Source organism: Methylobacterium sp. CM6247, assembly GCF_054817925.1.
In genome coordinates, this window is record NZ_JBTXKX010000003.1 from 996,955 (window position 1) to 1,016,994 (window position 20,040).

The 20,040-nt window shown below is 64.1% G+C and carries 24 protein-coding genes and 2 pseudogenes; 18 read left to right on the top strand and 8 right to left on the bottom strand.

Features of this window, described 5'->3' with window-relative positions; all coding sequences use genetic code 11:
• The first annotated feature begins 52 nt into the window (after positions 1-52).
• The 6 genes from ACYQOP_RS05465 to ACYQOP_RS05490 all read left to right on the top strand — a co-directional run bounded on the left by ACYQOP_RS05465 (position 53) and on the right by ACYQOP_RS05490 (position 4,061).
• Complete coding sequence (locus tag ACYQOP_RS05465) at positions 53-1,435, top strand: lysine N(6)-hydroxylase/L-ornithine N(5)-oxygenase family protein (protein WP_461221581.1); 1,383 nt, start codon at positions 53-55, stop codon at positions 1,433-1,435.
• A 54-nt stretch (positions 1,436-1,489) separates the two neighbouring features.
• Positions 1,490-2,314 carry an ATP-binding cassette domain-containing protein gene (locus ACYQOP_RS05470; protein ID WP_461221583.1) on the top strand — a complete coding sequence of 275 codons (825 nt, stop codon included), beginning with the start codon at positions 1,490-1,492 and terminating at the stop codon, positions 2,312-2,314.
• A gap of 59 nt (positions 2,315-2,373) precedes the next feature.
• A complete protein-coding gene (locus ACYQOP_RS05475) occupies positions 2,374-2,577 on the top strand; it encodes a hypothetical protein (RefSeq protein WP_461221584.1) in 204 nt (67 codons plus the stop codon).
• Positions 2,574-2,774 (top strand): DUF3606 domain-containing protein, encoded by a 201-nt coding sequence (locus ACYQOP_RS05480; protein WP_461221586.1) that lies wholly within the window; start codon positions 2,574-2,576, stop codon positions 2,772-2,774. Before ACYQOP_RS05475 ends, ACYQOP_RS05480 begins: the two co-directional genes overlap by 4 nt.
• Before the next feature lie 211 nt (positions 2,775-2,985).
• Positions 2,986-3,408, top strand: coding sequence for a hypothetical protein (locus ACYQOP_RS05485; protein WP_461221588.1), 423 nt, complete (start codon positions 2,986-2,988; stop codon positions 3,406-3,408).
• On the top strand, positions 3,405-4,061 hold the full coding sequence (locus ACYQOP_RS05490) for an OmpA family protein (RefSeq protein WP_461221590.1): 657 nt from the start codon (positions 3,405-3,407) through the stop codon (positions 4,059-4,061). Before ACYQOP_RS05485 ends, ACYQOP_RS05490 begins: the two co-directional genes overlap by 4 nt.
• Positions 4,062-4,173: 112 nt before the next feature.
• Here ACYQOP_RS05490 and ACYQOP_RS05495 read toward each other — a convergent pair whose 3' ends face one another.
• Complete coding sequence (locus ACYQOP_RS05495) at positions 4,174-4,596, bottom strand: hypothetical protein (protein WP_207410847.1); 423 nt, start codon at positions 4,594-4,596, stop codon at positions 4,174-4,176.
• A gap of 116 nt (positions 4,597-4,712) precedes the next feature.
• Positions 4,713-5,501, bottom strand: a complete 789-nt coding sequence (locus ACYQOP_RS05500; RefSeq protein ID WP_461221591.1) for a helix-turn-helix domain-containing protein — start codon at positions 5,499-5,501, stop codon at positions 4,713-4,715.
• 122 nt (positions 5,502-5,623) lie between these two features.
• Between ACYQOP_RS05500 and ACYQOP_RS05505 the strand changes: the two genes are divergently transcribed.
• The 6 genes from ACYQOP_RS05505 (at position 5,624) to ACYQOP_RS05530 (ending at position 11,227) form a co-directional block, all read left to right on the top strand.
• On the top strand, positions 5,624-6,820 hold the full coding sequence (locus tag ACYQOP_RS05505; RefSeq protein WP_461221593.1) for an MFS transporter: 1,197 nt from the start codon (positions 5,624-5,626) through the stop codon (positions 6,818-6,820).
• A gap of 106 nt (positions 6,821-6,926) precedes the next feature.
• Positions 6,927-7,388: a hypothetical protein gene (locus tag ACYQOP_RS05510; protein ID WP_461221595.1), complete on the top strand. Its 462-nt coding sequence runs from the start codon at positions 6,927-6,929 to the stop codon at positions 7,386-7,388.
• 616 nt (positions 7,389-8,004) lie between these two features.
• The gene (locus ACYQOP_RS05515; RefSeq protein WP_461221597.1) at positions 8,005-8,487 is read left to right on the top strand and encodes an Hsp20 family protein; all 483 of its coding nucleotides are present in this window, start codon (positions 8,005-8,007) and stop codon (positions 8,485-8,487) included.
• A gap of 101 nt (positions 8,488-8,588) precedes the next feature.
• Positions 8,589-9,092 carry a hypothetical protein gene (locus tag ACYQOP_RS05520; RefSeq protein ID WP_461221599.1) on the top strand — a complete coding sequence of 168 codons (504 nt, stop codon included), beginning with the start codon at positions 8,589-8,591 and terminating at the stop codon, positions 9,090-9,092.
• A gap of 492 nt (positions 9,093-9,584) precedes the next feature.
• Complete coding sequence (locus ACYQOP_RS05525) at positions 9,585-10,094, top strand: ImmA/IrrE family metallo-endopeptidase (RefSeq protein WP_461225202.1); 510 nt, start codon at positions 9,585-9,587, stop codon at positions 10,092-10,094.
• 41 nt (positions 10,095-10,135) lie between these two features.
• Positions 10,136-11,227, top strand: coding sequence for a hypothetical protein (locus ACYQOP_RS05530; RefSeq protein WP_461221601.1), 1,092 nt, complete (start codon positions 10,136-10,138; stop codon positions 11,225-11,227).
• Positions 11,228-11,788: 561 nt separating this feature from the next.
• Here the strand turns inward: ACYQOP_RS05530 and ACYQOP_RS05535 are convergent.
• Positions 11,789-12,160, bottom strand: a complete 372-nt coding sequence (locus ACYQOP_RS05535) for a hypothetical protein (RefSeq protein WP_461221603.1) — start codon at positions 12,158-12,160, stop codon at positions 11,789-11,791.
• Between the two features lie 194 nt (positions 12,161-12,354).
• Between ACYQOP_RS05535 and ACYQOP_RS05540 the strand changes: the two genes are divergently transcribed.
• The 4 genes and pseudogenes from ACYQOP_RS05540 (at position 12,355) to ACYQOP_RS05555 (ending at position 15,365) form a co-directional block, all read left to right on the top strand.
• Positions 12,355-13,107, top strand: a complete 753-nt coding sequence (locus ACYQOP_RS05540; RefSeq protein WP_461221604.1) for a hypothetical protein — start codon at positions 12,355-12,357, stop codon at positions 13,105-13,107.
• Positions 13,040-14,317, top strand: coding sequence for a DNA-packaging protein (locus ACYQOP_RS05545; RefSeq protein WP_461221606.1), 1,278 nt, complete (start codon positions 13,040-13,042; stop codon positions 14,315-14,317). Before ACYQOP_RS05540 ends, ACYQOP_RS05545 begins: the two co-directional genes overlap by 68 nt.
• Before the next feature lie 284 nt (positions 14,318-14,601).
• Positions 14,602-14,949: pseudogene (locus ACYQOP_RS05550) on the top strand (phage portal protein); the annotation flags it as partial.
• 191 nt (positions 14,950-15,140) lie between these two features.
• Positions 15,141-15,365, top strand: coding sequence for a hypothetical protein (locus ACYQOP_RS05555; protein ID WP_461221608.1), 225 nt, complete (start codon positions 15,141-15,143; stop codon positions 15,363-15,365).
• 404 nt (positions 15,366-15,769) lie between these two features.
• Here the strand turns inward: ACYQOP_RS05555 and ACYQOP_RS05560 are convergent, their stop codons facing one another.
• From ACYQOP_RS05560 to ACYQOP_RS05575, 4 genes are all read right to left on the bottom strand, one after another.
• Positions 15,770-15,922 (bottom strand): hypothetical protein, encoded by a 153-nt coding sequence (locus ACYQOP_RS05560; protein WP_461221610.1) that lies wholly within the window; start codon positions 15,920-15,922, stop codon positions 15,770-15,772.
• An 11-nt stretch (positions 15,923-15,933) separates the two neighbouring features.
• Complete coding sequence (locus tag ACYQOP_RS05565) at positions 15,934-16,137, bottom strand: hypothetical protein (RefSeq protein ID WP_461221612.1); 204 nt, start codon at positions 16,135-16,137, stop codon at positions 15,934-15,936.
• 354 nt (positions 16,138-16,491) lie between these two features.
• Positions 16,492-16,929 carry a hypothetical protein gene (locus tag ACYQOP_RS05570; protein ID WP_461221614.1) on the bottom strand — a complete coding sequence of 146 codons (438 nt, stop codon included), beginning with the start codon at positions 16,927-16,929 and terminating at the stop codon, positions 16,492-16,494.
• Positions 16,929-17,906 (bottom strand): IS1595 family transposase, encoded by a 978-nt coding sequence (locus tag ACYQOP_RS05575; RefSeq protein ID WP_461221616.1) that lies wholly within the window; start codon positions 17,904-17,906, stop codon positions 16,929-16,931. The genes ACYQOP_RS05570 and ACYQOP_RS05575 overlap by 1 nt, the downstream gene beginning before the upstream one ends.
• Positions 17,907-18,004: 98 nt before the next feature.
• Between ACYQOP_RS05575 and ACYQOP_RS05580 the strand changes: the two genes are divergently transcribed.
• On the top strand, positions 18,005-18,244 hold the full coding sequence (locus tag ACYQOP_RS05580) for a DUF6471 domain-containing protein (protein WP_461221618.1): 240 nt from the start codon (positions 18,005-18,007) through the stop codon (positions 18,242-18,244).
• A 16-nt stretch (positions 18,245-18,260) separates the two neighbouring features.
• Here the strand turns inward: ACYQOP_RS05580 and ACYQOP_RS05585 are convergent, their stop codons facing one another.
• The gene (locus ACYQOP_RS05585) at positions 18,261-19,124 is read right to left on the bottom strand and encodes a hypothetical protein (RefSeq protein ID WP_461221620.1); all 864 of its coding nucleotides are present in this window, start codon (positions 19,122-19,124) and stop codon (positions 18,261-18,263) included.
• Between the two features lie 84 nt (positions 19,125-19,208).
• Here ACYQOP_RS05585 and ACYQOP_RS05590 point away from each other — a divergent pair.
• Positions 19,209-20,036 (top strand): annotated as a pseudogene (locus tag ACYQOP_RS05590) (phage portal protein); the annotation flags it as partial.
• Positions 20,037-20,040 lie beyond the last annotated feature (4 nt).

Genomic DNA, 20,040 nt, shown 5'->3' on the forward strand with positions numbered 1-20,040 from the left:
TCGTGAGGTCCGCTCGGCGCGGACATCTCGGCGCAGGAATGGAGGTTCGGTGATGACGGAATCCTACGACCCCTCGGACACCTCATATTCCCTGCGCGACACCTTCCGGGGTTCGCAGGGCGGGCGCTGGGACGACGACGAAGCACCGGCCTACGACGCGGTCGGCGTCGGCTTCGGCCCGTCGAACCTGGCGCTCGCCATCGCCCTCGACGAGGCGGGACGGCAGCAGGGCCGCCAACCGCGCGTGCGCTTTCTGGAGCGCCAGGACGAGTTTGTCTGGCATGGCGGGATGCTTCTGCCCGATAGCGGGATGCAGATCTCCTTCCTGAAGGATCTCGTCACCCTGCGCGATCCGACGAGTCCCTACACCTTCATCAACTACCTGCATGTCCACGGCCGGCTAATCGACTACATCAACCGCAAGTCGTTCTTCCCGAGCCGGATCGAGTTCAACGACTATCTGCGCTGGGTCGCGGGGCATTTCGCCGATCGCTGCGATTACGGCGATACGGTGCTGGCCATCGAGCCGGAGGGACGCGGCGATACCATCCGCCACCTGCTGGTCCATTCGCGCAAGGCCGATGGCCGCGAGCAGAGGCGGCGTACCCGCGCCGTCATCCTCGCCACCGGGGGCGAGCCGCGCATCCTGCCGGTCTTCGAGGAGTTGCAGAGCAGCGCCCGGGTGTTCCACTCCTCGCGCTACCTGTCGCGGATCGACGGTGTTCCCCTGCCGGAGGCTTCCACGCGCCGGCCGCGCATCGCCGTCATCGGCGCGGGCCAGACGGCGGCGGAGCTGTTCCTCGACCTGCAGAGCCGTATCCCCGACGCGGACATCGCCATGATCTTCCGCGGCCAGGCGCTGAAGCCCGCCGACGACAGCCCTTTCGTCAACGAGATCTTCAACCCGGGCTTCACCGACTTCGTCTATGGCCAGCCCGAGGCCCATCGCCGGGCCATCATCGACGAGTTCCGCGGCACCAATTACTCGGTGATCGACACCGACCTGCTGACGCGGATCTTCGATCTCCTCTACCAGCAGAAGGTCAGCGGCGAGCATCGCCATGCCCTGCGGCCGAGGACCACCGTGGTCGGGGCCTCGGAGCAGGCTGGCGAGATCGTTCTCGAAACCCTGGACGCCGCCACCGGCCTCACGACGCGGGAATCCTACGACACCGTGATTCTCGCCACGGGGTACCGCCGCGACCGTCTGGAGACCATGATGCCGGCCCTCACGCCGCATCTCACCGACGGCGCCATCGGACGCGACTACCGCCTCGCCACCCGGCCCGGCTTCGAGCCCGCCATCTACGTCCAGGGTTTCAGCGAGCCGACCCACGGTCTGAGCGATACCCTCTTGTCCATCCTGGTCATGCGGGGGCATGAGATCGCCCAATCGCTCCTCGCCGACCGGCAGAGGGCCGGTGCGCGGGCCTGACGCGGCCCTCGATCCCACCATCATGGCGGCGTTGCAGCGTCGAACGGGCGAACGATGTCCTTGAGCCGAGCCGATGCGGGAGCGAGACGCGAGCCGAGTCCGGACGATGCGGACTACAGCCTCGACGGGGTCACGTTTTCCGTTCCGGGACGCGTGCTGCTGCACCCACTGAGCCTCGTTATCCCCACCGGCCGGGTCATCGGCCTCATCGGCCATAACGGCTCGGGCAAGTCGACCCTGATCAAGCTGCTGGCCCGCCAACAGGCCCCGAGCGCCGGACGTCTCCTGTTCAAGGGCGCATCGATCGAGAGTCTGGGAGACCGCGCCTTCGCCCGCGAGGTCGCCTACCTGCCGCAGGCGACGCCGCAGGCGCCCGGCATGCTGGTCAAGGAGCTCGTCGCCATGGGCCGCTATCCCTGGCACGGGGCGTTGGGCCGACTGGGCTCGACCGACCGGGACGCCATCGCCGAGGCGATGCGGCTCACGAAGGTGACCCCCTTCGCCGAGCGCATGGTGGACAGCCTCTCCGGCGGCGAGCGTCAGCGCGTCTGGCTCGCCATGCTGGTGGCGCAGAATGCCCGCTGCCTGCTTCTCGACGAGCCCATCGCCGCCCTCGACATCGCCCACCAGATCGAGGTGCTCTCCCTCGTGCGTCACCTGTCCCAGGAGCGGGGCCTCACCGTCATCGTGGTCCTGCACGACGTGAACATGGCGGCCCGCACCTGTGACGACCTCATCGCGCTCCATGGCGGACGCCTCATCGCGCGCGGCACCCCCGCCGAGATCGTGACGCCGGAGGGGCTGGAGGCGATCTATGGGGTGCGTATGGGAGTGTTCCCTCACCCCCGGACGGGGATGGCCCTGAGCTACCTCGATTGAGGCCGGCCCGAACCCGTACCGCGCTTCAGGCGTTGCCCCGTCAGATCAGGGAGCGACGCATGTCCGAGACGACGAAACCGCCCGAACCGACCGAGACGCTGACCGAATCCACCTCCGACCGGTCGCGCGGCGGCGGTTCCGGCAAGCCGGAACAGAACAGCGCCGCGACTGGCCCGAAGGATACAGTGAGCGGGACCGTTCAGGAAACGCCGGACGATCCGAGCGACCGACCCGGCACCGAAGCTGAGGAAGCCGCCCGATGAGCATGGATGGATCCACGCCCGAGGCGCCCACCACGGTGTCGCTGAAGGAGCCCCGGGACAAGGCCTATTGGGCCCGTTACTTCCAGACCCCGAGCGAGGAGGTGGAGGCGGCCGTGGCAGAGGTCGGCCACGATCCGGCGAAGGTCGCCGAACGGCTCGGAAAGCCGTGGCCGTTCGAAGCCAGCGGCATCGTGTGAGGGAATCCCCTTGAGCGGGAGCGGCGGGAGGCTGACGGATCACCTCCTCCCTTAAACTTGCGGACGAGGCGTGGCTCCGGTCCCGCCCCGCTTTGGCGGCACCCGCATCTTCCGGCGGGGGCCGACTTCTCTATATGCTTGACCGTAAGCCCGCGTCTCTCCGTTCGAAAGGAACGCCGCTTTGGTCTCGAGACTGACTGCCCTCGCGTTGATGACCCTGCTGCCCGTCGCGGCACTTGCCGCGGACCGGACGGTGACGATCGTCGGAGGGCAGGTCAGCGCGCCGGTGGGCCTGACCGTACAGGTGAAATCCGTCACTTTGGGTGAGGACGCCACGACGGTCCGCCTGCTGGCGAGCTTCGACAGTCACAAGACGACCTTCGTCAACATGAACGACCGGCAGAATGCCTATCTCGCCTGGGGCGACGGGGCGGAACAGCGCCTCCACCTTCGCCAGATCGCCGACAACAAGTGGATGCGCGTTCTCAACGGCCGGACCATGGAGGGCGATCTCGTTTTCCCCGGCGCCCTGCCCTCCGACGCGAGCCGGCTGACGCTGGTCTTCAACCCCGGCCGGTCCGGCGACGACATCAACGCGCCCGGCATCGCCATTCCGCTGGCTCTGACCCCGTGAGAGGGGCGGTACTTTTGGCGGCGATCCTGGCACTGCCCGGGCTCGCTCCGGAGGGACATGCGTCGAGCTACACCGTGACGGCGGGCGGGGCCGCGATCGGCGACGCTCCCTCCCGGTTCGCCGAGATCGGCCTCCCCGCCTCGCATTGGGAGGAGAAGCCCCAACCGAGCGCTGCGGCCAGTTCGGGCGGCGCTTCCTCCTTCGGGGCGAAGGGCATGACGTCCGAGGCGCGTCTGAAGACGGAGGCCAACCTCTCCGCCCTCGGCGCCCGGCGGGAGGGCGCGGGCATCCTGGTGGAGCTGCCGAGCGATGTCCTGTTCGACTTCGACAAGTCCGCGATCCGCGCCGAAGCCCGCCCGGCCCTGGTCCGGCTCTCAGAGGTTCTCGCGGCCATGCCGAAGGCCCGTATGGCCATCACCGGCCACACCGACGCCATGGGCGCGCACGCCTACAACCAGGCCCTGTCGGAGCGCCGGGCGGTCTCCGTCCGCGCTTGGCTGGTGGGGCGCGGCATCGCCGCCGGGCGCCTGTCGGCGGCGGGCAAGGGCGAGACCATGCCGGTCGCGCCCAACGCCAATCCCGATGGTCGCGACGACCCCGCCGGACGGCAGCGGAACCGCCGCGTCGCGTTCCTCATCGCGCCCGATGGATAGACGGAGAACGACCGACCGGAAATGTCCACCCGGATCGTCGGGGACCACGACCTCCCGATAGCCTCGTCCCGCTTACCGAACGGCAGGCGCTTCCAGCCGTCCGGCTGCGCGCTCATCGCTTCCTCACCGGCGGCACGCCCGCCTGCTTCAGGTCGGCGAGGCATCCGCGCATGACCCGCATCATCTCCGCCTCCGTTTCGGCCGAAACGCCCATGGGCCGGAGGGCGGGACTGGCATTTTCGGACCAATCGACCCGTGTGCAGGAGAGGAAGAGATGCCGAAAGTGCCGGCTGCACCCGCGCTCCGCCAGGGTGCGCAGGGCCGGCGGGTCGACGTCCCGCACGATCTCCTCGACGCTCCCGAACGCCCCGGAGGTGAGCGGCCGGTCCCGCCGCTTCCACTGGCCTGTTCGATGCTCGACGAGGCCGTTCACGCACTCGTCCGCCAGACTCGTTGGCGGCCGGACCAGGAGTTCGTCGAAGGCGCAGGCGGGCGAGGATATCGCCAGCGACAGGGCGAGCAGACGCATCAGCATCGCGATCGGCCCCGAACGGGTCCGAGACGGCGCTGGGGAGGTCGCGGATGTCGACCCATTCTGCGGGCTCCTCGGGCTCGGGGCATGACCGATCCTGCCGGGACGGACGACGCTCTTCAATCCGGCGGAGCGACGGTGGCCGAGCCCGGCCGGGTGTCCCCCTCCTGTCCGATCAACGCTTGGGTCCTGCCCCTCAGGGCCTGGATGCTGCGATAGCCGACCGAGGCGGCGACGTGGCGTGCCGCCCGGCCATCGGCCGCGAGGGCCAGGGCCCGCACGATCCTGGCCCTCGCGCGCCACTGCCCGAAGCTGAGGCCCGTTTCCCGGCGAAACCCGCGCGTCAGGGTCCGGCGGCTCACGCCGGCCCGGTCGGCCCAGGCGTCGAGACCGAGCGCCAAGGCGGGATCGTCGATCAACCCGAGGCAGATCCGCCGGAGGCGGGCATCCTGCGGCAAGGGCAGGGTCAACCGGGTTTCGGGGGCGCGTCTCGTCTCGTCGAGCACCAGGGCGGCCAGATGCCCGCCGCGACCCGTCTCGTCATACAGAACGGGCTCGCCTGTCAGGGCGACCAGGGCGGCGGCGAGGAGGGGCGAGACTTCGATGACGCGCGCCCGTTCGGAGAAGCCGGCGATGGCCTCGACGGCCAGATAGGCCGAGCACATGGCGACCTCGCCATGCATGACCACCGCGTGGGGGAGGCGCGGTGGGATCCACAGGGCATGGCCCTCCGGCACCACCCAGGTCCCGTCCTCGGCGGTCGCCATCATCAATCCGGCGGTGGCGTAGAGCAGCTGCGCCCGCTTGTGGGAGTGCCGCTCCGTGCAGCTGCCGGCCACGAAGGTCTTGGGCATCACCGCGACGGCGCGCGGCACGTCCTGATAATCCTCGGCCCTGATGGAGCGCATGGTTTCCCCGTCTCGCGGTTTGCCTTGGCATCGTTTGCCTTGGCCCGATCGCGTACACCTTCGGCCCGACAGCGTTCAACGGGTCAGCTAGAGCGGGGCCTGCCTGCGGAGATCCTGTGCCGATGGACGCCGAAACCCTGTCCCGCCGCACTCTGCGCTTCGTCAACGTGGCGCATGCCCTCGATCACTTCGTGCTGCTGATCTACCCGACGGCCGTGATCGCCATTGCGGCGCAGACCGGGCTCTCCTATGGGGAGCTCATCGCGCTCGCCACCGGGGCCTTCGTGGCCTTCGGCCTCTGTGCGCTGCCGATGGGCTGGCTCGCCGACCGGTTCGGACGGCGAAACCTCCTGGCGGTGTTCTTCTTCGGCTACGGCCTGTCGTGCCTCGGGGTCGCGAGCGCCGCCAGCCCGACGGCCTTCGCCCTGTGGCTCTGCGTGCTCGGGCTGGCCTCGGCGATCTATCACCCGGTCGGCTCGACCATGCTGGTCTCCCACTCGCGCCGCCTCGGGCGGGACCTCGGCGTGAACGGCGTGTGGGGCAATGTCGGCGCCGCGACGGCCTCGGGTGTCACGGCGCTGCTGGCGACGGGTTTCGGCTGGCAGGCGGCCTTCGTGGTGCCGGGCCTGGTCTGCCTGGCCTGCGGAGCGGCCTTTCTGGCGATGGTCCCCGGCGACGGCGAGGGTGCGCAGGGCAAGGACGGGGGCAAGGCGGTGCTCGCGGTGTCCCGCCCCATCCCCCTGCTCGTGGTTTTCGCCTGCGCCATCGTGGCCGGCGGGATGACCTTCAACATCACCACCATCGCCCTGCCGAAGGTGGTGGACGAGCGCGTCGGCGAGGGGCTGCCCCTCGCGCTGATCGGCTCCGTGGCCACCCTGGTCTTCATGGTGGGAGCCCTGACCCAACTCCTCATGGGGCGACTGATCGACCGTTACAGCCTGCCGGCGCTGTTCCTCGGCCTGTCGGTGCTGCAGCCGCTGGGCCTCGGAATCGCCGCCCTGAGCAGCGGCGTCCCGCTCCTCGCCGGGCTCGTCCTGACCATGGCGGCGCTCTACGGGCAGGTGGTGATCAACGACGCGATGGTGGCTCGCTACGTGCCGCCGCTCTACCGCGCGCGGGCCTACAGCGTGCGCTATTTCCTCGGTTTCACCGTGAGCGGGTTCGTGGTGCCGCTGATCGCCCTGCTGCACGAGAGGGGCGGGTTCGGGCTCGTGCTCGGGATCGCGGCGGCGTGCGGCGCCGTCATCGTCGCCTCGGCGGTCGGCTTCTTCGGCCTCACGGGGAAAGACCGCTCCCGCCCCCTCGCCCCGGCGGAATGAGGCGGGGCCGACCGCCACGCGACGGGCCTTCGCACCGCCATCGGACGGGGTCATCGCGAAACCTGAGCGAACGTCCTATTCCGGTCGCGCCAGCGGGAGCGATGCCATGCAGAAGCGCTACGAGATTTTCGCCGACTACCACCAGTTCTATCTCTGGGATCACGGCGAGATGCCCGACGCGGCGCTGGATTACACCGAAGAGGACCTCCAGCTGAGGGTCAAGACGGCGCCGTTCCTCGTGGTCATCCAGCCCGAGCGCAACATGTCCGTGCCGGTGGAGCTCGACATCCTCGACGGGCCGCCCGACGAGGCCTTCGACCTCTGGGACCACGTGGTGGAGGCGAGCCTCGACCTGCCCTCGGGCCGGCTCGAAATCCACGAATGCACGGGCGGGTCGACCGACATCCTGTCCGTGGCACCCGGCACCTACCGCGTCCGTGCCTGTTTCGGCGGCCTTACCACCCTCACCGACGACCGCCTGGACGGCGAGGACCATTACCGCCTCGTCCTGTGGCCGGCCCCCGCCGCCCCGCTCGCGGTGATCAAACAATTTGCCGGCGCCCGCTGAGAGCCCGGCCCCACCGTTCGCAGATCGCGCGAGATGCGCGGGACCCTCCTCCCCCTTGTGGCAGGGCTATCGCATATGCCGATTTGCCTGTCAGAAACCCGCTGGCACCACCCCGTCATCCCGGGTCCGCGCAGCGGAGCCCGGGATCCAGAAACACAAGTGATGCAGGACTTTACACTGTCGGCGGCTCTGGATTGCACGCCTCTGGCGCGGTCCTCCGGGTCCGGGCTCGCCTGTGGCGACCCGGAATGACGGCGTGGTGTCATATGCGATCGCCCTGCCCTTGTGGGGAGGAGTTGGAGGTGGGGGTGGTCGGGCGACCCTCCTGCTGCTTCGGAGGCTAGCGGAGCCACCCCCACTCCTAGCCTCTCCCCACAAGGGGGAGAGGGACGCGCTCTGCCTGCACGAGCAGATGTGAGAACCCAGCAGCCCCGCGCTGCCCGCGAGAGGTCCGAAGCCCGGCCCTTCACATCGCGAAAAAAATCGACATCGCCCCGGAACCCCATCCCACCATCGGCGTTTTGCGCGTGCGAGGCCCGGATGGGCTCGCATTCTGGCGCCGGACACGGTGTCCGGCGCGCTTTGTCATCACGTTGCTCTTCAGGAGGATGTGGTCATGAGGACTTTGGATTTCGCACCGCTCTATCGCTCGACCGTCGGTTTCGACCGCATGATCTCGCTGCTCGACCAGGCGACCCGCATCGAGCCGTCGACCACCTGGCCGCCCTACAATATCGAGAAGGTGGCCGACGATGCCTATCGCATCACCATGGCGGTGGCGGGCTTCACCCCGGATGAGATCGACCTGACGCAGCACGACACCGTGCTTCAGGTGACGGGCCAGAAGGGGGGCCAGGACGGAGAGCGCGCCTATCTCCATCGCGGGATCGCGACTCGGCCCTTCCGGCAGACCTTCAACCTCGCCGACCACGTGAAGGTCACCGGCGCCAGCCTCGACAACGGGCTGCTGACCGTGGACCTCGTGCGCGAGGTGCCGGAGGCCTACAAGCCCCGCCGCATCGCCATCGCCGGCGCGGCGCAGGCGGTGGGCCAGGACAACGCGCCCGCCCAGGTCGAGGACCACGCCGAGGCCGCCTGATCGCCGACGCCAAGCATGAGAGAGACCCTCGGGGGCCTTCAGGCCCGCGAGGGCCGCATCCCGTTCTCAGTCCTGCCTCACAGCCATAGGGAGGATCGATCATGTCGATGAGGGAAACGCACTTGTCCCGTTCCGGCGCCGGGTGTTCCGGCCTCATGAACCCCGCCGCCACGCAGCCAGCCTCGTTCGAGGCCTGGCAGGCCGTGGTCGCCCCCGGGGACGTGTTTCGTCATCCGCGCGAGGTGCTGGCGCACCCGCTCCTCTCCCGCGAGGAGAAGCGGACGATCCTGGCCTCCTGGATCTCGGATGCCTGCGCCCTCGAGAGCGCGCCGGGCCTGCGCTGTCTCACCGGGGCCAGGGCCGAGCCGGTCACCGTCGATGCCCTGCTCACGGCGCTCGCCGAACTCGACGGGCCAGCCGCCCCGGAGAATGCCGCCGCCGACGCGCCCCGGCCCGCGCCGCGCCGCCGGCCGCGCCTCGCGAACCTGCACCGCTATCTCCGCCCGCGCCGTCGAAACAACGACGACGACGACCCGCCGCCCTGCCCGGCGACGATCATGCCCCGCCCCCGGACGCCGCCCAGCGCGGATGCGATCCCGGCTTGAGCGGGGAAGGTTGACGCACGCCGCCGCCGAGGGGCGGCGGTCGCGAGGCGGTCTGGCTCGCGTTTGAGAGGCCCCCTTTCATCACTTCCCTACGGACCAAAGAAGGCAATCTCCGAGATTGTGTACTAGTGTGATAAGTTGGCTCATTCCTGCATAATATTCGGGCCAAACTTGGCGTGACCGAGGCGGATTGTGCCGGCAACCTAATTCGTAGCAGCGTCGGCAAGCGCTCTACTTAATCAAACAGTTGGTGGCCAAGCATAAGCTCTCGAGCCCAAAATGGCGGGCGCCCAACTCATGAGCCCCCCCTCTGTTAAAATCCCTGTGCAATGTGCTGCAACGCACTTGCCAACCCCCATCCACTCAAGCGCTGTGACAGCAAGCCGCAGTATGGCCAGGACGGTTCCGGTTCCTTATATGTTCTTGTAGATTTGAAAAAGGAGCCCCCGCCTGAGGGGAATGACGATGGAGCGCCTACCACCCCAGCCTACGATGTTCCCAAAAGGGCAAGTGCACTCTTTTGCGGAAAGCGTCGCCTCACGTCTGGGGTTTGATTATAGCGATCCTATAGAACCCCTAGTCAGCCGGCTAGGCGGATCAGTAGCCTTTAGCAACCCTCAGCCTGCTTTAGGGGGCTACCCAGAGTCGATCGTCATTGAGTCTTCGAATAACTTTACAATATATTTGCCCTATGTAACATCGCTAGTTCGCGACAGATTTACTATAGCCCATGAATTAGGACATCTTTTTCTACACTATCCAATGGTGCTTCAAAAACATCCTGGCTCAACAATGTTTGCTACACGTTGGGTAGATGATAACGATACCAACCTCCGCAGGTGCGAGTGGGAAGCAAATTGGTTCGCGGCGGGCTTCCTTATGCCTGCGGAGCCTTTTAAGGAGCACTACCGACAATTTAACGGCGATTTGCGGCAGATAGCGCTGCAGTTTCTGGTAAGCCCAAAAGCAGCCGAGGTCCGAGCTAAATCACTATGCCTCTAGTTTTGCCCAAGGATTGCCCACAATATAGAATTAGATTATTTTTGTCAGTCGACCTCGTCGGATCGACCGCATTCAAAGCGAAACATGCAAACAGACGGCACGAAGGTGCTCCTTATGCCGACTGGCTTCATATTACACGTAAGTTCTACAGAGATTTCCCCGACGAGGTTGAGAAAGCTTATGATGGGCTGCTTCCGCAGCACGCAAAGTGTATTGATTTACTGGAGGGCAAGCGCCCGCAAGTATGGAAAACCATTGGTGATGAAATCATTTTTTGTTGTAGACTGGTATGCATGGAGCATCTCGCTCTCTGCATGAATTCATTTACAGCAGCACTTGAGAAGTATGGTCGTGATGTAAACGCATCTGAGCCAGAACTCGACGTTAAAGGGTCAACATGGATTGCTTCGTTCCCGGCCCCAAACTCAACCATCGTATCTGCCGTCCGGGCTAGCTTGGGTGAGGTCGAGAATGTTGTCGGAGACACTCTTGGCGAAGCGGATGAAATCAATGCCGATTTGAGGCCGGGATTATACGATTTTCTTGGTAAAAGCATTGATATTGGCTTCCGAATATCCCGGTTTGCTCAATCGGATGAGCTAGCCCTATCTCTTGATCTAGCTTACCTTTTGACTTTATTAAAACAGCATAGATTAGTAGGTTTCGACTTTATATTTAAAGGCAGGGAACCACTGAAGGGTGCAATAAGTGGCACGCCATACCCCATTGTAACAATTGAAACAGAAAAGTCTGTAAAGAAAAAGGAACTTTCTTCACTTGAGCGGAGCGTTGGTAAATCTGATTTTGCGGATACAATTACCCTCAGAAATTATCTTCATGCATTTATGGAGATGCATGGACTAGAGGTTCCGATATTAGCTTTACACGCCGATTTGGGTCAGCCTCCGGACAATGTCTATCCTCAATGTTTCAGGGATTTTCGTACAGCTTTCGAGTCAGGACTGACTGACGCCAGTCTTCAGCAGCAGGGTCTCGCAGAGGCCGAGGCGGAAGATAGTTCTGGCGACGAGACAGGCACAGATCCGGCCGCCATGGCCATTGTGCAAGTATTTGCGGATAAGAAAATCAATACAGTTGTAAATAAAACTGGTAAACCATATTTTGGTAGGTAAAATTTGTATAATTTAATCAAACTGTCTAGTATAGACTTTAGTTTAGGTAACCTAGCTCGGCCGCTTCAATGAGACCACGCGAGCTAGGCTGCGATAAAATAGGCGAGGCGTTTGAGAAAGCCTTTAGCACGCCTGTTCCGTCTCGGGCTCGTCAGCCTGCTCCTTCACCTCTGAAGAAAGCCGGTTCATAAACCCTTTCACGGCTCCGAAGATACTCTCTGCCTCTTCGGGCGAGTAACGCCGAACGACGTGCATTGTAGGATTGCGCCAAGCAACTTTCACTATCTGCAAGTCTCCAATTATTTCCTTGCAAAATGGCTCTAGCCCTTTCCAGTCGACATCTTTTTCCTTATGCGGAGCGCTTATCTTTTTCATCATTAGATTCAAGTGCGCTTCCCACGAAGGAGCATGAGCTATGCCAAGTCTATAAGACAGTGCTTTAAGGCCAACCTCCATTACACGCATTAAATGGAACACTGCGGCAGTTCCTTGAGCACAAGCTATACATCTTCCCGCATCTTCGATATCGGGTATTGCAGATGGAAAACTGTTACTAACAGCCTAACCAAATAACTCAGACGGCGAATCGAAATACTCTGCTCTGTTTTTCTCAAAGACGTATAGTTTTACAAGAGAAAGCTCGTCAAATAACATGCCATTTATGATTTCAATTCGTCTAGTGACGTCACCATAAGTTAGCTCTTTCTTTTTTAAACCGAGAATAACCCTGTCAACAGACATAATTGCGAGGCTGGCGCCGACGCTTTCGAGGTGCCTCCGAAGCTCTCTGAAATTCTCAGAAAATGTCTTTCGATTTTCATCTGAGACAACTTCTTTTACTGCCTCGCTATCTTTACCAACTCCAGTAGTAATGCCTTCGATACGATGAAGCCATGCTGCCGTCTCATAAAATGCAGATGCATTGAACTTCAACTGATTCGGTTACTCATCCTACTACCGTCCGATTGTAGGTGGGGAAGACGGTGTTACCCCTCGGGGTTTGCGAAGCTTGGCGTCTCCTAAAAATCCTATAATAGGAATTTATGATTGACAGCGTGACGCTCCTCGGGTATCAATGAGGAACGCTCAAGAAGTGTGACGAGAGGGGCAGCGAGATGGAGCTTCCCTTGGAGACACGAAAACTCGTCGAGCAACTGATGCGGACGACGAGCATGACGAGCCGCGAGATCGCGGAGCGGACGGGGGTCCGCGCTCAGACGATCAGCACGTGGAACCGCCAGCATGGCTGGCGCGAGGGGGTGAGCGACGTAGCGCGTCGGCTCGACCCCGGAGCCTGGGCGCCCGCGCGGCGGCGCGCCGTGGAGACGCTCTACGGGATGATGGAGATCGAGCCCGCGACGCTGGCTCTGGCGCTGGGCGGCACCGTCGCCGGCGCGCCGGCCCTGTTCCGGGCTTGCGGCTTCGAGCGCAGGCCGCGGGCCCGCCCGGCGCCGCGCCCGCCGAAGGCCGGGGCGGCCCCTCCGGCGGCGCGGGTGATGGACAATCTGGGCGAGGCCCTGCGCGCCCATATCGGCCGCCAGATCGCGCGGTTCGACGCGGCCCTGAGCGGCGACACGCCGCCCGCGCTCGATTCCGCGAAAGTGCTGCGCGACCTCGGCGGCCTGAAACGGCTGCTCGACGACCTCTCTAGCGAAGACCGGGAGCGGAGCGATGCGCAGCGCAACCTTGCGGACGGGCCTTTCGCAGAAGGGACCCGCGAGACGTCCCGCCCCCCGGCCGATGACAGCGACCTGCCCGCCCTGCGCGCGGCAATCGCGGCGCGCTATGCGGCATGCCTCGGCGAGCGGCCGGATGCCGGGTTTCCTGGCGAGCCTGCCGCCGCACCTGATCCGGGCGCTGGCCTCGGACTGGCTCCATAACGCCCGGACCGACCAGCTGCCACCCTGCCCGTCGCGGGGGGACTGGACGACCTGGGCGGTGATCGGCGGGCGCGGCTCGGGCAAGACCCGCACGGGGGCCGAATGGGTGCGGGCCCTGGCCACGGGCGACCCCGCCTTCTGCGCCCGGGCGGTGGGCCGCATCGCCCTCATCGGCGAGACCTATGCCGACGTGCGCGACGTGATGATCGAGGGGCCGTCCGGCCTGCTGGCGCTCTCCGGGGCGCGGCCGCATTGGGCGCCCTCGCGGCGGCGGCTCGAATGGGCCAACGGCGCGGTGGCGATGGCCTTCTCCGCCGAGGAGCCGGATTCCCTGCGCGGGCCGCAATTCGGCGCCGCCTGGTCCGACGAGATCGCCAAATGGCGCCGGCCGGACGCCACATACGACATGATCCAGTTCGGCCTGCGCCTCGGTGAGCGGCCGCGCAACCTCGTCACCACCACGCCCCGGCCGATCCCGCTGATCCGCCGCATCCTCGCCGACCCGCTCACCGTGGTGAGCCGCTCGCGCACCGCCGACAACGCGGCCAACCTCGCGCCGTCCTTCCTCGACGCCGTGGTGGGCCGCTATGCCGGCACGCGGCTCGGGCGGCAGGAGCTCGATGGCGAGCTGATCGAGGACCGGCCCGACGCGCTCTGGACGCGGGAGGGGATCGAGGCCGCGCGCCGGGACGGGATGCCGGAGCTTCGGCGGATCGTCGTGGCGGTGGACCCGCCCGCCTCCTCGAAGGCCGGGGCCGATGCCTGCGGGATCGTCGCCGCCGGGCTCGGGCCGGACGGGCATGCCTATGTGGTCGCCGACGCCACGTTGGGCCGGGCGAGCCCGCAGGCCTGGGCCGGCGCGGCCCTGGCGCTCTATCACCGCCTGGAGGCGGACAGCCTCGTGGTCGAGGTCAACCAGGGCGGCGAGATGGCCATCGCGGTCATCGCCGAGGTCGACGCCTCGGTGCCGGTGATCCCGGTGCGGGCGACGCGGGGCAAGTATCTGCGGGCCGAGCCGGTCTCGGTGCTCTACGCGCAGGGCCGCGTCCACCATGTCGGCAGCCTGCCGGCGCTCGAGGACGAGCTCTGCGATTTCGGGCCGGGCGGCCTCTCCAGCGGCGCCTCGCCCGACCGCCTCGACGCCCTCGTCTGGGCGTTGACCCACCTGATGCTGGGGCAGAGGGCCGAGCCGAGGATCCGGCGGATGTGAGCGCCCCCCCCTCTCCCCGCCGGGCGGGGAGAGGACGTCGTCCTCCCCTTGCCGGGAGGCGACGTGAGCCCGCTAGGGCGAGGGTGAGGGGGTCTCTCCGGGTATGGCTCCTTCGGACGCGCCCCCTCACCCTCGGCTGCCGCCTCCCCGCATGCGGGGAGAGGGGGGGCAGCACAACGGCCACCGCCTTCTCAGGATAGACCTGCGCCGCCCCTCTCCCGGTCGCTCCGCGACCACCCTCCCCCGTAGAGGGGGGAGGGTTGTTCCCCGTCGAGGACAGTCCCATGCCGAACCTTCTCACCCGCCTGGCGCGGGCCGCCTTTCCTGTGGCCGAGACCAAGGCGGCGCCGGTTTCCGGCCTCGGCATCGCCTTCTATGGCGAAGGCCGGGCGGTGTGGACCGCGCGGGATTACGGGGCGCTGGCGCGGGAGGGGTTCCAGCGCAACGCCATCGTCCACCGGGCGGTGCGGCTGGTGGCGGAGGCCGCCGCGGCGCTGCCCCTGGTACTGACGGACCGGGCGGGGCCGCATCCGCTCCTCGCCCTCCTCGCCCGGCCGAATGCCCGGGAGGGCGGCGCCCGCCTGCTGGAGACTCTCTATGGCCACCTCATGGTCTCGGGGAACGCGGCCTTATGGAGCAAATGCACCAAATATGATGGCGTAAGCCATCGCTTGAGGTGCGCTCTGTCGGGCGGCCTCCTCGGGGCAACTGGCCCTATCGCTTGCGTAAGCTAGAGCGTAAGATCACGCATCACCGGCCTCTACCCTTGGCTCCGATGACTGAGAGAGTCGTGCGCTCCCGCCTCCACTAGGAGAGCGATGCGATGCCCGACACACCTGGATCCCGCATGGATGCCCTTAGCGAGCGACGCCCCTCCGCCTATCGCGTGCTTCTGCTTGCAAAGACCGGAGCCGTGATTGGCATGGTTCGCATCTCAGTTCAGGATGATGACGAAGCCATCGAACGCGCAAAGGCGATGGTAGACGGTCACGCGGTCGAACTATGGGACGGACTGAGGTTCATCGAGCTTTTTCCGCCCGTCGATTAAGAGGCTTGGATCGCTGGCTAGTCGAAGTTCGTGCGATAGGGCGGGATTTTGCGAAGGAGTTCCTTCGTTTCTTTCAGCAAGGCACGGCTCCGTTCTGCCTCTGCCCGCAGCTCATGAGCTAATTTGATCGTCTGCCCAACTTGCTCCCGCACTAATGGGATAGCGTTGCCCACTATGGGCCTGACGGTGTTCGACAAAGGCTCACCATGGCGGAGGAGCAGCGAGGGCGCGTCACGGCACTCGCTAGATTGCAGGGTGCAATCTTAGAGGCCCATCCTTTTGCAATCGCGTTTGCGAGGCCGCACTCACCTGAGTTGGGGTTGCCGGTTTTATTCGCGCCCCAAACAGAAACGGCGGCACCTGAGATGCCGCCGCGTAGGAATCTGGTAGACGACCGCCTACCTCTACTTCTGACCTTTGGTCTGATCCTGGCCCAGCGCGCTAGCGGCGAGCGTCTTGGACTGCGCAAGGGTCGGCTTGACGCTTCCCGAGAGTACCTTGGAAGCCAAGGTCGAGACCTTCGGGGAGGTCTGGCGGGGCGGGGGTGATTTTGCCATTTGGCGCCCCTTTAGATCGTCGAGCGACGAGCGAGCGCCGCCAAGCGGCTTTCAGGGTACTTGCGCCCCTTCAGCACGTCGTTGACGCGGCCAGGATTTACGTCGAAGGCGGCAGCGATCCGGTTCTGGAATTCGCCGCTCCAATAACGGAGCCAAACGACGATTGCATCTTCGGGGGAGAGCCGGCGCGAGGGCCGACGGACATGGGTATTCATTCAAAGAGCCCTTTTCAGAAAAGGCCCTGGAAAACTTGACATGCCGTCGGGCGCGCACTTACGGTGCACGTGTCGTCCTAACAGCCGCAAGCTTACCAGAGCCCATTGCGGTTTCGACTCGGGAACCGGGACTGCAATCCCGGTTTTCGTCGTTTCTAGGCGACATTTCCTTCGTCAATACTGAAGCTGACGTACCTTCCTTCTCGCGTCAAGTGGGATGGGGCTGAATCTGGCCTCAGAGGCACCGCCAGCGGCATTCTTATGATATCGGGTATCTGATACTCAGCTTATATTCTTGCCCGTCACAGAGCGTTTTAAGCGACCGCCGCTGTCAATCGCTTTTATGACAGTGGCTCATTCGGTCGTTAGCAGCGCCCAAACCCGCACGCCCCGCTCATAGCCCATCGACTGTATCCGGCCCCGCTTGTGGGCCTTGGACAGCACGTAAACGAGCTTGTGGGTGACGCCCCGGCCCAGGATCGGGTCAATCGTATCCCAGCCCTTCGATTGGACGACGTAGGCGCCTAGCTCGCGCGTCGTCATCGTGCCGCCCTTCTCCGTCAGCGCCTTGATAGCCAGCGCGAACAGTTCGCCCGCGCTGAACATGCGCGACAGGTTCACATGGGCGGGGAATTGCTGAACCTCGCCGTTCGTCTCGAACAGCCGCAGGACTGCGCTCACGTGGAGGAGGTCGGCCCGCGCCTCCGTCAGCTTCGACTCCAGATACAGAATGGCGTCCTGCAACTCCTCCTGTTTAGCGCGGAGTTGGATGATGGTGACTGACTCGGTCATTAGACTGCCTTCACGGTACGGCGGCGCTGCCAGTAGCCGCAGAAGGCCCAGGACTTCGGCGAGACAAGCGCGAGACGGATGGTGCGAGCGAAGGCGATGCCGTTCGGATCGCGACGGTGGTCTTCCTTCCAAGCAGCCTCGGTGGCGTACTGGTGAAGATAGCGGGCGGTCACGAAGTGATGCTGGCCCGACACCATGCGGCGCAGGCGAGCGAAGAAGCTCTCGGCTTGGTTCGTGTTGGCACCGTCAGCCGAATAGGCCTCGGAGTGGTTGATGCGGCCCATGTCAGGGAAGGCGACGTTCAGGTCGTCCCAGTGACCAGCTTCGTCGGCGTAGACCTTGGAGCCCTTGGCGACGTGCTGCTGAGCCAGGGCGACGCCTTCAGCTTCGCGCTTGGCGACGAACGTCAGGGTGCGGCCCTTGCGCTGGCGCATGACGATCACGACGCGGCGCTCTGGGCTCAGGTTGACCTTGAGGCGGCGATCCTTCCGATCCTCCTTCCGGTTCTCAGGACGAACCGAGCCGCCGAAGTACGCGCCGTCGATCTCGACCTCGCCGTCGAGGCCGAAGCCGCGCGTCTCAGCCGAAAGGGCCTCGCGCAGCTTGTGAGCGAGGACGAAGGCCGTCTTGTAGGACACCGACAGGTCACGACCGAGCTGAAGGGCTGACAGGCCCTTAACCGCGTTCACGAAGATGGCAACGGCGGCGCACAGGTCCGTGAAGGCCAGCTTGCGCGAAGCGAAGATGGTCCCGCTGGTGACACTGAACTGCTTGCCGCAGCCCGCGCACTTGAAGCGACGACGAGTTGAGATGTCGTAGTGGTCGAGGCAGCCGCAGCCGGGGCACACGGGTTCACCGTCCGTCTCAGGCCAGCGAAGGCGCTTGAAGGTCTGGTAGGCCTTGTCCTCGCCGCCCTTGTAGATCGCCTTGAGCGAAAGGGTGCGGGCGGCTGCCGAGAGGAGGAAGTGTTGGGTCACTGTCGCCAAATCCGATGTCTATACATCGAATATGGTGATGTTTGGTCATCAGATCAAGGGGGTATATATCGGATATGGCGACATTCACCCTAGGAGCGATGATGACGAAGGCCAACGAGACCGAATGGCAGGCCCGCGCGAAGAACCTCCTCAAGGCGGAGTTGAAGCGAAAAGGCGTCAGCTACCGCGACCTAGTCGAGAAGCTGGCACCGCTTGGCGTTGAGGAGACGGAGCGGAATATCGCGAATAAGATCAGCCGTGGCGGCTTTACGGCAGTATTTCTACTGCAATGCCTTGAGGCGATTGGCGCAAAGAGCCTAAATATTTCATCTGGTTGAGTTTGAGTTATAATGACTATTGAATCTGAACTTCGATTTCAAAATCACTTTTGTACAAATCAAATACGTCACCATAAGTCTTTGATCCGCCCTCCCATCCGACAATATGTTCGAAAATATTTTGACCTATAATGGTGGGGTTCTCTGACTTCTGGTTTTTGATGATTATAAAATACACGTATTCTTCGGCGGAATCGTTTGCGGATGCCACAATTCTGCATCGCCATAAACCACGATCGCGCATAACGTGCGCCTGATGCATATTTTCAAGTGCGTTCCGTTGCCCAAGGAAAAAGACTGCATCGTTTGCGAACTTTCCTATGTGTAAGAATGAGGTTCCACGGATCTGATTCTTCGATACCTTTCCAATACTTGCCAAGAATATTCTCTCTGGAGGCAGCCAACCATTGGAGCCAATGGTATAGGCGTTGTATATACTGAACTCCAGATAAAGATCTACATTACTAAATGTATTAGCAAACTGCAATCTTATATCACCAGCGCCGTCTGGCCCCCCTACAAAAGCACGTCCTATAATAGATTTAGATTTTGTTTCCGGTGCATTTAGAGACTCGGGCTCACGAACGGGCCGCTTTGCAGCGATGGTTTGAGCCGAATTATTTGGCCAGCTAAGCCATATTAAGAAGCCGGTTAAAATGCCGGCAAACAGAGTCGGGACCCACCAAGGCGTTGAAAATAACCAGTTAGCCCATTGTGGAAGGCGCTCTAAAAGCTGCTCAAAGTCATCTCCCACGGTGCTTGCTCCGATGAGCGTCACCGCCGCCTTTGCAGACGTCCAGGTCCAGAAGATGATCGCCCCAACAAGAGTGAGGGCTCTGGCAAAGCCAAGACGAAATCGAGACATGACGGGAAAATGCACCGTCCCGCCCAACGTGGCGAGTCTTAAACATTCTTCGGAACGCGATCATGGCGCTACCTTGGTGCATTTGCTCCATAAGGCCGGGGGAACGCCTATCTCGAAGCTTTGAGCCTCGACGGCACCCCGCGCGAACTCCACGCTCTGCGTCCCGACCGGATGCGGGTGGTGCCCGGCCCCGACGGCTGGCCCATCGCCTACGACCATACCGTCGGCGGGCGGGTTCTGCGGCACGACCAGACCCGCGAGGGCGTGCCGCCGATCCTCCACCTCACCCTGTTCCACCCGGCCGACGACCATTACGGCCTGTCGCCGATGGAGGCAGCGGCGGTGGCGCTCGACATCCACAACGCCGCCGGGGCCTGGAACAAGGCGCTCCTCGACAATGCCGCCCGGCCCTCCGGGGCGCTGGTCTACGCCACCTCCACCGGCGCGACGTTGAGCGACGCGCAGTTCACCCGCCTCAAGGGCGAGCTGGAGGCGAATTACCAGGGCGCCGCCAATGCCGGCCGGCCGCTGCTGCTGGAAGGCGGCCTCGACTGGAAGCCGCTCTCGCTCTCGCCGAAGGACATGGATTTCGTGGAGGCGAAGGCCGCCGCCGCCCGCGAGATCGCCCTGGCCTTCGGCGTGCCGCCCCTGCTGCTGGGCCTCGCGGGCGACAACACCCACGCCAATTACGCCGAGGCCAACCGCGCCTTCTACCGGCAGACGGTGATCCCCCTGGCACGCCGCACCGCCGAGAGTCTCGCCCAATGGCTGGAGCCCGCCTTCGGCCCCGCCCGCCTGGAGCCCGATCTCGACGCGATCGAGGCCCTGGCGCCGGAGCGGGAATCGCTCTGGCGCCGGGTCCAGGCGGCGGACTTCCTCACCGAAGCGGAGAAACGCGAGGCCGTGGGCTACGGGACGGCGCTATAGGTTC